The organism is Pseudomonas sp. NPDC012596, from assembly GCF_042902325.1.
GTDB lineage: Bacteria > Pseudomonadota > Gammaproteobacteria > Pseudomonadales > Pseudomonadaceae > Aquipseudomonas.
This window is the reverse complement of record NZ_JBIBEB010000029.1, coordinates 26000-39308: the sequence shown is the minus strand read 5'-3', so window position 1 is coordinate 39308 and position 13309 is coordinate 26000. Positions and strand designations below refer to the sequence as shown.

12 protein-coding genes are annotated in these 13309 nt (G+C 64.6%); 6 read left to right on the top strand and 6 right to left on the bottom strand.

Annotation, left to right across the window (positions count from 1 at the left end):
• Positions 1-250: 250 nt before the first annotated feature.
• The gene (locus tag ACFY68_RS25395) at positions 251-1159 is read left to right on the top strand and encodes a LysR family transcriptional regulator (protein WP_387533210.1); all 909 of its coding nucleotides are present in this window, start codon (positions 251-253) and stop codon (positions 1157-1159) included.
• Here ACFY68_RS25395 and ACFY68_RS25390 read toward each other — a convergent pair whose 3' ends face one another.
• From ACFY68_RS25390 to ACFY68_RS25375, 4 genes are all read right to left on the bottom strand, one after another.
• Positions 1160-1678, bottom strand: a complete 519-nt coding sequence (locus ACFY68_RS25390; RefSeq protein WP_387533207.1) for a DMT family transporter — start codon at positions 1676-1678, stop codon at positions 1160-1162.
• Positions 1679-1833: 155 nt separating this feature from the next.
• Positions 1834-2412, bottom strand: a complete 579-nt coding sequence (locus ACFY68_RS25385) for a hypothetical protein (RefSeq protein WP_387533204.1) — start codon at positions 2410-2412, stop codon at positions 1834-1836.
• Positions 2413-2487: 75 nt separating this feature from the next.
• Positions 2488-3780: a PQQ-dependent sugar dehydrogenase gene (locus ACFY68_RS25380; RefSeq protein WP_387533201.1), complete on the bottom strand. Its 1293-nt coding sequence runs from the start codon at positions 3778-3780 to the stop codon at positions 2488-2490.
• A complete protein-coding gene (locus ACFY68_RS25375; protein WP_346614340.1) occupies positions 3777-4205 on the bottom strand; it encodes a DUF2231 domain-containing protein in 429 nt (142 codons plus the stop codon). The genes ACFY68_RS25380 and ACFY68_RS25375 overlap by 4 nt, the downstream gene beginning before the upstream one ends.
• A gap of 189 nt (positions 4206-4394) precedes the next feature.
• Here ACFY68_RS25375 and ACFY68_RS25370 point away from each other — a divergent pair, with 189 nt between their 5' ends.
• Complete coding sequence (locus ACFY68_RS25370; RefSeq protein WP_387533196.1) at positions 4395-4694, top strand: hypothetical protein; 300 nt, start codon at positions 4395-4397, stop codon at positions 4692-4694.
• Positions 4695-4721: 27 nt separating this feature from the next.
• On the opposite strand, the gene ACFY68_RS25365 is transcribed toward ACFY68_RS25370, so the two are convergent.
• The gene (locus tag ACFY68_RS25365; RefSeq protein ID WP_387533192.1) at positions 4722-5534 is read right to left on the bottom strand and encodes a class I SAM-dependent methyltransferase; all 813 of its coding nucleotides are present in this window, start codon (positions 5532-5534) and stop codon (positions 4722-4724) included.
• Positions 5535-5771: 237 nt separating this feature from the next.
• Positions 5772-7958 carry an OsmC domain/YcaO domain-containing protein gene (locus tag ACFY68_RS25360; RefSeq protein ID WP_387533189.1) on the bottom strand — a complete coding sequence of 729 codons (2187 nt, stop codon included), beginning with the start codon at positions 7956-7958 and terminating at the stop codon, positions 5772-5774.
• Between the two features lie 246 nt (positions 7959-8204).
• On the opposite strand from ACFY68_RS25360, the gene ACFY68_RS25355 reads away from it, so the two are divergent.
• Genes ACFY68_RS25355 through ACFY68_RS25340 form a run of 4 tightly spaced genes read left to right on the top strand, consistent with a single transcriptional unit; the run spans position 8205 to position 13309 of the window.
• Positions 8205-8660, top strand: a complete 456-nt coding sequence (locus tag ACFY68_RS25355) for a (2Fe-2S)-binding protein (RefSeq protein WP_346614344.1) — start codon at positions 8205-8207, stop codon at positions 8658-8660.
• Positions 8660-10909, top strand: coding sequence for a molybdopterin cofactor-binding domain-containing protein (locus tag ACFY68_RS25350; RefSeq protein ID WP_387533185.1), 2250 nt, complete (start codon positions 8660-8662; stop codon positions 10907-10909). The genes ACFY68_RS25355 and ACFY68_RS25350 overlap by 1 nt, the downstream gene beginning before the upstream one ends.
• 18 nt (positions 10910-10927) lie before the next feature.
• A complete protein-coding gene (locus ACFY68_RS25345; RefSeq protein ID WP_387533182.1) occupies positions 10928-12274 on the top strand; it encodes a c-type cytochrome in 1347 nt (448 codons plus the stop codon).
• Positions 12275-12286: 12 nt separating this feature from the next.
• Positions 12287-13309: an XdhC family protein gene (locus ACFY68_RS25340; RefSeq protein ID WP_387533179.1), complete on the top strand. Its 1023-nt coding sequence runs from the start codon at positions 12287-12289 to the stop codon at positions 13307-13309.

The window sequence follows — 13309 nt, the reverse complement described above, 5'->3', positions numbered from 1 at the left end:
GCCTGACTGGAACGGCGCGTTGCAACAAATGTAGGAGCGGGCTTGCCCGCGATGCGCCGCGCGGGCGGCGCTCGATCTCAAGGGCGCTAAAGATCCCAAGGCAAGCGCTTCGCGGGCGGCGCTCGATCTCATGAACAACAAATCAACAACGGCCAGCGCCAGACCCACCCCACCCGCCGCGCGCGTGAAGGCACCGGCACATCTGTTAGGCTGATGCAAAGCCCCTGAAGCCACCCAGACCATTCGCCCCATGGATGAACTGCGCAAGATCGACCTCAACCTGCTATTGGCCCTGCACGCACTGCTCAGTGAAAAGCACGTCACCCGCGCCGCGATTCGCCTGCACCGCAGCCAGCCGGCGGTCAGCCACGCTTTGGCGCAACTGCGCACGCATTTCAACGACCCGCTGCTGATTCGCCAGAACGGGCACATGGCCCTCACCGCCCGCGCCCAATCCCTGGCCAAGCCCCTGCAGGACGCTCTGGCCAGCCTCGACAGCTTGCTGGCCGCCCCACGCTTCGACCCGGTTCTGGCCCAGCGGCGGTTCCGCTTGTCGTTGTCCGATTACTCCTCGCGGATCATCCTGCCCCCACTGGTTCGCTATCTGCGCCAGGCAGCCCCCGGCGTCGACCTGGCCATCAGCCAGGCCAGTCGCGAAGCGATGCTGGCGCAGTTGCTCGATGGCGAGCTCGATCTGGCGCTGGGCATTTTCCCCGAACTACCGCAAGGCATCACGGCCCAAACCCTGTTCGAAGACCGTTTCGTCAGCATCGCCGACCGCCAGGTGCTGCCGGCCAAGGGCGGCCTGGCGCTGGGCGACTGGCTGGCGCGGCCGCACGTGCTCATGGCCATGCGCCCGGATGCCCATGACGAGATCGAGCGCGCCCTAGCCGCGCAGGGCTTGCGCCGGCGCATCGCCTTGGCGCTGCCGCATTGGAGTGCAGCGGTCGAGGTGCTTGGCGGTACCGACCTGATCCTCACCGTCGCAAAGCGTGCCGTGGGCCCGATGCACCAGCACAAGGCCCTGCGCCAATTCGCACCGCCCTTAGCGATCCCTTCCCTGGCCTATCAGCAGGCCTGGCATAACAGGAAAGACAGCGACCCGGGGCATCGCTGGCTGCGCGAGGCGGTCTGGGCCTGCTGCCAGCCCGGGCATTGATCAGCCTTCCGGCTGTTTGACGATTGCAGCCTGATCGGTAGACGGGCTCGCCGCCCAGGTACTCTGCACCAGGAAAACTCCCGCCAGAATCAGTACCACCCCGGCAATCCTGGGCAGGCTGACCGGCTTGGCGCAAACCCCCATCAGGCCGAAGTGATCGACGATCACCGACGTCAGGATCTGCCCCGCCACCACCAGCACCAGAAACCCCGCCGTGCCGAGCTTGGGCGTCAACGCCGCAGCTGCCGCCACATACAGCGCGCCCAAAACCCCGCCGATCCACAGCCACCACGGGCCTTGCAGTGCCTTGCCCAAGTCGGGCATGGGTACGCGCAGGATCAGCAGCGCAGCGATGACCACCACCGAGCTGACCGTCAGCGACGTGAAAGCACCCCATAGCCAGTGCCCGAGCGCGCGGCCGACTGCTGCGTTGCTGGCAGCCTGGTAGGGCAGCACGACGCCCGCCAGCAGGGCCAGCACCAGAGGAAGAAACGCAATAAGCAGCGCCTTGTTAACCATGTATGGACTCATCGAGGGGGAAGATGCCTAGATGATGCAAGAATCGACAAGGATGATGGAAATTGAAGATATGCACCTTCAGTATTCGCCTGGCGAATAGTCTTGGGCTGCAATGGCCTCTTCACGGGCATGCCCGCGAAGAGGCTCTAACAGACTTACCGCGATGTCTCGACCCGCAGCACTTCGGTGTAAATCGCATCGACCGTCTGGTCGACCTTGAGGTTCTTCATGCGCGCCTGCAACTCGGGGTCTTCGACTTTGACCACCTGCAACTTGCCTTCCGGCGGCAGCAGGCTCACCTCGTGGTTCTTGAGGTCGATCTTCTTGATCTGCGAAGTCACCCTGACCTGGCGGAACGCTTCGCCACCCGGGTTGGGGTTGTCCTTGGTGGCACGAATCGTACCGGACTCCTCGCTTGCCTTCGGCGCCCCGCCAACATCGGTGTTGAGCACATAGGCGACCGCGCGGGTCACGTAGATGTCGACCTCGTCACCCACCTTCAGGTTGGGCAGCGCCTTGGCCTTTTCCGTGAGCTGGAAGGTCACGTCCTTGTCGTGCGGGCCCTTGACCGTGACCTGGCGATTGGCCTGGTCGATGGCCGTGACCTGTGTGGTGACATGGCTTTCCAGCGCTTCGCTGGCAATCGGTATATCGGCCGCCTGCACCGTGAAACTGGCAGTGCCTAGCAACGAGGCAAGAGCAACAGCGCGAGCGAGTGTACAAATAGCATTCATAGGCCTGCATCCCTGTGTTCAAGACCGCAATGGCGCGTGAACGGTTCACGCGCCGCTCCTACACCATAGCTGGAGTTACTGATTGCGGGTCACCCGCCACACGGTGTTGGCCAGGTCGTCGGCAATGATCAACGCGCCCTTGGGATCGACCGTCACCCCGACCGGCCGCCCGCGCGTTTTGCCATCCTCACCACGGAAGCCCGTGGCGAAGTCCACCGGTTCGCCAGCAGGCTTGCCGTTACTGAACGGCACGAAGATCACCTTGTAGCCCACCGGGTTAGGGCGGTTCCAGCTACCGTGCTCGCCCACGAATACGCCATTGGCAAACCGCTCGCCCATGGCCGGGAGGGAGAAGTCCACGCCCAGCGCGGCGACGTGCGAACCCAGGCTGTAATCGGGCTTGATCGCGGCGGCCACCTTGTCCGGGTTCTGTGGCTTCACCCGCTCATCGACATTCTGCCCCCAGTAGCTGTACGGCCAGCCGTAGAAGCCCCCTTCACGCACCGAAGTGAGGTAGTCGGGCACCAGGTCCGGGCCCAGTTCATCGCGTTCGTTGACCACGGTCCACAGTTGCCCGCTGTCGGGCTGGATGGCCAGCGCCGTGGGGTTGCGCAGGCCGGTGGCATAAGGCTTGTGCGCGCCGGTAGCGGCGTCGATCTGCCAGACCATGGCGCGGTCGACTTCAGCCTCCATGCCACGCTCGGTGATGTTGCTGTTCGAGCCGATGCCCACGTACAGGTAGCGGCCATCGGGGCTGATGGTCAGGGCCTTGGTCCAGTGGTGGTTGATCTCGCCCGGCAGGTCGGTGAGCTTGGTCGGCGCGCCGGACGCCTGGGTCTGGCCGTCCTGGTAATCGAAACGCACCAGCGCGTCCTGGTTGGCCACGTACAACTTGCCATCGGCAAAGGCCAGGCCATACGGCGCGTTGAGGTTCTCGGCGAACACCGTCTGCACCTCGTAGGTGCCGTCGCCGTCGGCGTCGCGCAGCAAGGTCAGGCGGTTGCCGCCCTTGACCTGAGTATTGCCCTTGGCCTTGATCTGGCTGGCGATGACATCCTTGGGCTTGAGCTTGGCCGCATTGCCACCTCGGCCTTCGGCCACCAGGATGTCACCGTTGGGCAATACCAGGCTCTGGCGTGGGATCTTCAGGTCGGTGGCAATGGCGGTGATGCTGTAGCCCTCGGGCACCGTCGGTTTCTGCTCGCCCCACTGGGCGGGTTGGGCAATCTTCATGCTCGGCAGCAGGCCACGCTCGGGGGCCGGCAGTTTCGGGTCGGGGCCCAGTGCCTGAGTGGCTTCGCCTTCACCGCCGCAAGCGCTCAGCAGCAGCGCCACGCTCAATACCGGCAATGCATGCAATGGCTTCATTCCACACCTCCCGAACGCAAGTTGCTCATGCCCAGCCATGCCGCCACACAAGCCAGCACCGTCACCACCAGCGACAGCACCAGGCCTGCCGGCATCACGGCCCAGGCGTCCTTGGCGTGCTCGAAAGCATTCACCAGGCCCAGCACCCAGGTCACCAGCAGCAACAGGAAGTACACCGTCGGCCGGCCGCCCTTGCGCTCGGCACGGACCAGGTTGACCAGTGCGAACAACAGTGCCAGCCCGCAGAACAGCAGCCCACCCGCGATCAGCCAGGCGGCGAAGTTGCTCCACTGGATCTGGTAGCTCTTGAAGTAGGCGATGTCGCTCAGCAACGCGCCGAGGAACAGCGGCACCGTGCCGGCCAGCAGGATTGCATGCAACGGGCTGGGCGTGCATCGGTAGAGGGTTTGCTCGGTAACGGTCACGGCGCCTCCTTATCAGTCAGTGACCCGAAACTGATGACCTGGGGCGAATGCCCGGTCCATCAGGCGTGCGCGGGGTGCGCAATGCAAAGGATCGCTATGTCGTCCGATAAGTTCACCGTTTGGCTTGTTTGACATATCCTGAAAGCATTAACCCGTGAAATGCTTCACGGGTTCACCTGAGGCAATGGCATGAATGCTCACACCCCACAACGGTTCGCGCTCTGGGCCGCGCATGCGCTGCTTGCCCTCAGCCTGGCGCTGACGGCTGGCTGTTCGAGCAAGCCCAAGCAGGCCCGCTACATCGCCGCAGCGCCAGGTTCGAACTGCTTCGCCAAAGCCGTGCCCAGCCTGGGCGAAGGCGGCCTGGCCTGGGGTAATACCCTGAGCATTGCCCGGCAGAAGTCGATGAACAACTGCATCCGTTATGCAGGCCGGTCCGGCGGCACACCCAATACGTGCCAAGTGGTCATGGCCAAGTGCAAGAACTAATTGGCGGCCAACACAACTCCACCCCATTCAACGCTTCACGATCACCACTTCCAGGTATTCACTGGGCACCACAAGCGACGCCGCCCCACCCACGTTGTGCTCATCCAGCAATGCCCTCAGGTCACTGTCCAACGCCGCCGCCGCATCGGCCGGCAACGCCGCAAACGCCTTGTGCACCGGCCCATACCAGGTACGGAACACCTCGATGAAATGTGCCGCCGAGCGGTAGCGGAAGTTGAACTGCTGGCGGGTAACGTCCATGGCACCGATAGCGCCCTCGAACATCGCCCGAAGTTGTTCTTCATCGCCCCAGCGCGAGGGTGGCAGCGCCCCGGCAGGCGGTGGCACATGCCGACCCAGGGTCTTGAACATCTGCCCGACAAACCCCTGCGGGGTCCAGTTGGCCAGGCCGACCCGGCCACCGGGCCGGCAAACGCGCGCCAGCTCACGGGCGGCCTGCGCCTGGTCGGGGGCGAACATCACGCCGAAGGTCGAAACAACGGCGTCGAAACTGCCGTCCCGGAACGGCAAATCCTCGGCATCGGCCACCTGAAAGTCTACGTTGAGGTGCTCGGCGCGGGCGCGTTCTTCCCCGCGTTTGAGCAGTTCGGGCACGTAGTCGGTGGAGGTGACCCGGCACCCTCGCCGGGCAGCGGCCAGGGTGGCGTTGCCATTGCCGGCAGCCACGTCCAGCACCTGCTCGTCCCAGCGCAGGTCGCAGGCTTCGGCAAGCCGTTCACCCACCAGCTGCAAGGTGGTACCGATCACCGCGTAGTCACCACTGGCCCATGCCGCCTGCTGGCGGGCCTTCAGTGCATTGGTATCCAAAGGAGTGCTCATGGTCTGCGCCCTTCTTGTGGGGTGCGCGGCCGAGGTCCGTCTGGCGGTCTACGCGCCATGGAATGAGGTGGCCAGTCGAGGCCGGTCAATAGCTAAGCGCTGCTGGCGGGACGCGGCAAGCGGTAATGCCCGACTGGCAATACGGATTGGCAATAGCCGGTATGCCATTGAGCTATTTAGGCGGTACGTTGCGAGCGGGCTTGCCCGCCAATGGGGCGCAAAGCGCCCCGCGGTTACTCAGACCGCCCTGGCCCGTGCGGCATGCAGCTTTTTGTAGCTCTCGATCAGGCGCAGGTGACGGTCCAGCCCTTCCAGCTTCATGCTGGTCGGCGTCAGGCCATGGAAGCGCACGCTACCATCGACCGAACCCAGCACCGCATCCATGCGCGGGTTGCCGAACATGCGGCGCAAGTTGGCCTCGTAGTCTTCCAGCTGCAGGTCGTCGTCCAACATCACTTCCAGCACCACGTTCAGCGCCTGGTAGAACAAACCACGCTCGACCGTGTTGTCGTTGAACTGCAGGAACGCCTCGACCAGCTCCTTGGCGTTCTCGAACCGCTTCAGCGCCAGGCAGATCAGCAGCTTCAGCTCAAGGATGGTCAACTGGCCCCACACTGTGTTGTCGTCGAACTCGACACCAATCAGCGTGGTGATGGTGGTGTAGTCATCCACCTCGCAGTTGTCCAGGCGCTTGCGCAATGCGCGCAGGGCGCGGTTGTCGAGGCTGTGCAGGTTGAGGATGTCTGCGCGGAAATCCAGGGCGCGATTGGTGTTGTCCCAGATCAGGTCTTCGACCGGGTAGATCTCCGAGTAACCCGGCACCAGAATGCGGCAGGCATTGGCGCCGAGGTTGTCGTACACGGCCATGTACGCCTCTTTGCCCAATGCTTCGAGGATGCCAAACAGGGTGGCGGCTTCCTGAACGTTGGAGTCTTCGCCGTGGCCGCTGAAGTCCCATTCGACGAACTCGAAGTCGGCCTTGGCGCCGAAGAAACGCCACGACACCACGCCGCTGGAGTCGATGAAGTGCTCGACGAAATTGTTCGGCTCGGTCAGCGCATGGCTTTCGAAGGTCGGCTGCGGCAGGTCGTTGAGGCCCTCGAAGCTGCGGCCTTGCAGCAGTTCAGTCAGGCTGCGCTCCAACGCCACTTCAAAGCTTGGGTGCGCGCCGAACGAGGCGAACACACCGCCCGTGCGCGGGTTCATCAAGGTGACGCACATCACCGGGAACTCGCCGCCCAGCGACGCATCCTTGACCAGCACCGGGAAGCCCTGCTCTTCCAGCCCCTGAATGCCGGCGACGATGCCCGGGTACTTGGCCAGCACCTCCTGTGGCACGTCGGGCAGGCACAGTTCGCCTTCGAGAATTTCACGTTTGACCGCCCGTTCGAAAATCTCCGACAGGCACTGCACCTGCGCTTCGGCCAGGGTGTTGCCGGCGCTCATACCGTTGCTGAGGAACAGGTTTTCGATCAGGTTGGACGGGAAGTACACCACCTGCTCGTCCGACTGGCGCACGAACGGCAGCGAGCAGATACCGCGCTCGGTATTGCCCGAGTTGGTGTCATACAGGTGCGAGCCGCGCAGTTCGCCATCCGGGTTGTAGATCTCCAGGCAGTACTCGTCGAGGATCTCGGCGGGCAATTCATCCTTCGGCCCCGGCTTGAACCACTGCTCGTTCGGGTAATGCACGAACGCTGCGTTGGCGATTTCCTCGCCCCAGAACTGGTCGTTATAGAAGAAGTTGCAGTTCAGCCGCTCGATGAACTCACCTAGCGCCGAGGCCAGCGCGGCCTCCTTGGTCGAACCTTTACCGTTGGTGAAGCACATCGGCGACTGCGCATCGCGCACGTGCAGCGACCACACGTTCGGCACGATGTTGCGCCATGAGGCGATCTCGATCTTCATGCCCAACCCGGCCAGCAGGCCGGACATGTTGGCGATGGTCTGCTCCAGCGGCAGGTCCTTGCCAGCGATGTAGGTGGTGGTGTCGGCCACCGGCATCAGCAGGCCCTGGGCATCGGCGTCGAGGTTGTCCACCTCTTCGATGATGAACTCGGGGCCGGTTTGCACCACCTTCTTGACCGTGCAACGGTCGATGGAACGCAGGATGCCCTGGCGGTCTTTTTCCGAGATGTCTTCGGGCAGCTCGACCTGGATCTTGAAGATCTGGTTGTAGCGGTTTTCGGGGTCGACGATGTTGTTCTGCGACAGGCGGATATTCTCGGTGGGGATATCCCGAGTCTGGCAGTACAGCTTGACGAAATAGGCGGCGCACAGGGCCGACGAGGCAAGGAAATAATCGAACGGCCCCGGGGCCGAGCCGTCGCCCTTGTAGCGGATCGGCTGGTCGGCGATTACCGTGAAGTCGTCGAATTTGGCTTCCAGACGTAGGTTGTCCAGAAAGTTGACCTTGATTTCCATGCGGGGGTACCAGAAAGCGTGCGGAACGAATGGCGGGCATTATCCGGTTTTTTTACCGGGAAGTCTTGGGGCACCGCCCTGCCCCTGCGCAATTGCGCATTTCACCGGATTACTTGCCTGATCCTCTGAACCTGCAGCGTCTGCCAGACAAGCGGTCACTGCGCTGTGCTAGCGTTTGCGGATTGGGGAACAATGCATTCCCCACCTGAATAGCAACGATAACAACCGATGATCAGCAGGTGAGCCATGGAACTTCGAATCAATCAGAAGACCTACCAGGTCGAGGCCGACGCCGACACGCCCCTGCTGTGGGTGATCCGCGACGACCTGGGCCTGACCGGCACCAAATATGGCTGCGGCCTGGCCCAATGCGGCGCGTGCTCGGTACTGGTGGACGGCAATGTGGTGCGTGCCTGCGTCACGCCGGTGGCCGGGGTGGTCGGGCGTGAAGTGACCACCATCGAAGCCATCGAGGCCGACGACGTGGGCAAGCGCGTGGTGGCGGCCTGGGTCGAACACCAGGTGGCCCAGTGCGGCTACTGCCAGTCTGGCCAGGTGATGGCGGCCACCGCGCTGCTCAAGCACACACCGCAACCTAGCGATGCGCAGATCGACGCGGCAATGGTCAACCTGTGCCGCTGCGGCACCTACAACGCCATCCATGCTGCCGTGCATGAGCTTGCCCAAGGGGAGAAGGCCTGATGAACACGCCTGTCGATACCTCTGCAGCCCTGCTCGACCTGCCGCTGGGCGAAACGGTCAACCTGTCGCGTCGGCGCTTCATGGCCGGTACCGCAATCGGCGCTCTGGTACTGGGCTTCGGCCTGCCGTTGGGCTCAAGCCGGGTTCAGGCTGCCACTGCGGCCACTGCCGAACGCGGCACCCAGGTGCCGGCATTCCTTGAAATCCGCCCGGACAGCACGGTGCGCCTGCTGTGCCCATTCATGGAGGGTGGGCAAGGTACCTACACCGCCATGGCGCAGATCGTCGGTGAAGAACTGGATGCCGACCCAGCCACTTTCCTGGTCGATAGCGCGCCGCCCGGCGAAGCCTATGTGGTGATGGAAAACGGCATGCGCATCACCGGTGGCAGCATGTCGGTGCGCATGAGCTACCCGACCATGCGTCGCCTTGGCGCCCTGGCCCGGGCCATGTTGATGCAGGCCGCAGCCGACCAGTGGGGCGTGCCGGTCAGCGAACTGTCCACCGAACCTGGCAAGGTGCTGCACGCCGCCTCCGGCCGTTCGCTGGCCTATGGCGAACTGGCCGAACGCGCCATGGACCTGCCCGTGCCCGACCCTGCCAGCGTCAAGCTGCGCGACCCCAGCCAGTTCCGCTGGATCGGCAAGCCGGTACGGCGCGTCGATGCCTACGACAAGTCCACCGGCAAAGCCCTGTACACCATCGACATCAAAGTCGACGGCATGCTCCATGCCGCCGTGCAGCACGCGCCGCGCCTGGGCATGACCGTGGGCGGCCTGCGCAACGAAGCGCAGGTCAAGGCCATGAAAGGTGTGCACTCGGTGCATCAGCTGCCCGGCGCCGTGGCCGTGGTTGCCGAACGCTGGTGGCACGCCAAGCGGGCGGTCGAAGCCATTCAGGTGGACTGGCAGGAACCGGGGGCCGACAGCAAAGTGCGGCCGATGCCTGCCGACTTCTCCAGTGACGCATGGCGCGACCACCTGGCCGCCCAGCAGGGCCCAGCCCGTGACGAGGAGAACGACGGCGATATCGCCGGCGCCCTGGCCAACGCCAAGACCAAGGTCGAGGCCACTTACCACAACCAATACCTCAACCACGCTCAACTTGAACCGCCATCCGCCATCGCGCGGTTCAACCCGGACGGTTCGCTCGAGGTGTGGCTGCCCAACCAGGCGCCGGACATGTTCCGCGACGACATCGCCAAGCGCACCGGCCTGGCCCCTGAGCAGATCACCCTGCATTCGCCGCTGCTGGGCGGCTTCTTCGGCCGCCACTTCCTGTATGACTCGGCCAACCCTTACCCGCAGGCCATCCTGCTGGCCAAGGCGGTCGGCCAGCCGGTCAAGCTGATCTGGAGCCGCGAGGAGGAGTTTCTGCGCGATGTGCTGCGGCCCGTTGCCGTGGTCAAGTTCCGCGCCGGGCTCGATGCCGATGGCCTGCCGGTGGCCATCGAAGCGGTCAGCGCCACCGAGGGCCCGACCGAAGCCCTGGCGGGCAAGCAAGGCGAGAAAATCGACCCGACAGCGCTCGAGGGGCTATCGGGCAAGGCTTATGCCATCGCCAACAAGCGCATCGCCCAGATCTACGTCAAAGGCCCGGCCATGCTGGGCTACTGGCGCTCGGTGGGCAACTCGCTGAATGATTTTTTCTATGAATCGTTCCTCGACGAGCTGGCCGACAAAGGTGGCAAGGACCCGTTCGAGCTGCGCCTGCACCTGCTGCGCGACAACCCGCGCCTGACCACCCTGCTGCAAGCGGTCGGCGAGTTGTCCGGCGGCTGGAGGCGCGGGCCGTTCACGGCCGAAGATGGCAGCAAGCGGGCCCGCGGTGTGGCCATGGCCTCGCCGTTCGGCTCGGAAGCGGCCGTGATTGCCGAAGTGTCGCTGGAAGGTGGCCAGGTCAAGGTGCACGACATCTGGCAGGCCATCGACCCCGGCAGCATCGTCAACCCGGCGATCATCGAAGCCCAGGTCAATGGCGCCGTGGCGCTCGGCCTGTCGCAGACGCTGGTCGAAGAAGCGGTGTTCATCGATGGCAAACCGCGGGCGCGCAACTACGACCTGTACCCGATCCTGCCGGCTTCGCGCATGGCCCGGGTGCATGTGCGCATCGTTGAAAGCGGCGCCAAGATGGGGGGGATCGGCGAGCCGCCGCTGCCCGCCGTGGCACCCGCCGTGGCCAACGCGGTGGCGCAGCTGACAGGCCAGCGCGTGCGCAGCCTGCCGTTAAGCCGCCATACCTTCAGCTGACCGGACAAGGACTGCCCCATGACCCAGAGTCGCTTCGCAAGAACCGCAGGCTGGCTGGCGCTGCCGTGCCTGATCGCGGCAGGCCTGCTGGCCTGGTACGTCACCCGCGAGCCCGCTTCACCCTTCGCCAGTGAACAGAACGTCAGCTTCGACCCGGCGTTGGTCAGCCGCGGTGAATACGTGGCCAGGCTCAGCGACTGCGTCGCCTGCCACAGCCTGCCCGAAGGCAAGCCTTTCGCCGGCGGCCTGGAAATGGCCACGCCGTTGGGCGCGATCCATGCCACCAACGTGACCCCCGACCCTGCGACCGGCATCGGCAATTACAGCCTCGCCGACTTTGACCGGGCGGTGCGCCAGGGCGTGGCGCCGGGTGGCCGGCGGCTGTACCCGGCCATGCCCTACCCGTCCTACGCCAAGCTCAGCGATGACGATGTGCGGGCCTTGTATGCCTTCTTCATGAAGGGTGTGCAGCCTGCGCAACAGGCGAACATCCCCAGCGACATTCCCTGGCCGTTGAACATGCGCTGGCCGATTGCCTTGTGGAACGGCGTGTTCGCCGCCACTACACCCTATGCGGCCAAGGACGGGCAGGACGCGCTGTGGAACCGCGGCGCCTATATCGTCCAAGGCCCCGGCCACTGCGGCAGTTGCCACACCCCGCGCGGCCTGGCGTTCAACGAAAAGGCCCTGGATGAAACCGGTAAACCCTACCTGGCGGGCGCCTTGCTGGATGGTTGGTACGCGCCCAGCCTGCGCGACGACCCCAACACCGGCCTGGGCCGCTGGAGCGAGGCCGAGATCGTGCAGTTCCTCAAGACCGGGCGCAACAAGCACGCGGTGGTGTACGGTTCGATGACCGAAGCGTTCAACAACTCCACCCAGTTCATGAGCGATGACGACCTGGCGGCGATTGCCCGCTACCTCAAGTCGTTGCCCGGCGACCCTCAGCGCGACGGCGCCCCCTGGCAATACCAGGCCGTTGCTGCTGGCGAACGGCTGAACAGCCCCGGCGCCCACACCTACGTGACCCGCTGCGCCACGTGCCACGGCTTGGACGGCAAGGGCCAGGCCGAATGGATGCCGCCACTGGCGGGCGCGACATCGGCGCTGGCCAAGGAGGACGCCTCGGCGATCAACATCACCCTCAATGGCTCGCAACGCGTCGTCACCGCAGGGCTGCCCGATGCCTACCGCATGCCGGCCTTCCGCGAACAGCTTTCGGACCAGGAAATCGCCGATGTGCTGAGCTTCGTTCGCAGCACCTGGGGCAACCACGGCGGCGCGGTGGATGCACAGGCGGTCGGCAAGCTGCGCGGGCACACCGACCCGGCCAGCAGCAGCCCGATAATCTTGCACATGCGCTGAGGAGAGCTGCCAATGGAAAGCATCGACCTGCTGGTGCTGCGCACCGCCCGCGACTGGCTGCAGGCTGGCGATCAGGTAATGCTGGCCACCGTGGCGCGCACCTGGGGTTCATCGCCCAGGCCGGTGGGCTCGATGATGGCCCTGCGCGGTGATGGCCGGGTGATCGGCAGTGTGTCGGGCGGCTGCATCGAGGATGACCTGGTGCACCGCTACACCACCGCCTACAGCGGCGATGGCATGCCCGAAGGGCCGCCGCAAGTGGTGCAGTACGGCGTCAGCGCCGACGAGGCGCACCGCTTTGGCCTGCCCTGCGGCGGCACCCTTGAGCTGATCCTCGAATTCACCCCCGCGTTGCCGAGCCTGGAGCAGTTGCTGGCGCAGCTGGACGCGGGCCACCTGGTACGTCGCGAACTGGACCTGGGCAGCGGTCACGTCCACTTGAGCACCACCGCCACGCCCGAGCAATTCAGCTTCGATGGCCAGCGCATGGTCAATACCTTGGGCCCCGGCTACCGCATGCTGCTGATCGGTGCCGGGGTACTGGCCGAGTACCTGGCAACCATGGCGCTGTTCAACGGCTTCAAGGTGGCCGTCTGCGACCCCCGCCCCGAATACATGGGGGGCTGGAATGTCGCGGGCGTGGAAAAGATCGTTGGCATGCCGGACGACGTGGTCCGGGCCTTCGTCCCCGACCTGCGCAGTTGCATCGTCGGCCTCAGTCACGACCCCAAGCTGGATGACCTGGCGCTATTGGAAGCGTTGCACAGCCCGGCGTTCTACATCGGCGTGATCGGCTCACGGCGCAACAACCAGCTGCGCCGCGAACGGTTGATCGAACATTTCGGCGAAAGCGAAGCGTCGCTGGCACGCCTGCATGGCCCGATCGGCATCTATATCGGCAGCAAGACACCGGCTGAGATCGCGGTCAGCGTCATGGCCGAGATTCTGGCGGTGAAGAACGGCGTTGCCTTGCCCAGTGCGGTCAATGTGAGCAAAGCCAAGCAGGCGCTGGGCGCGCTGGCCCCACCACTCTAG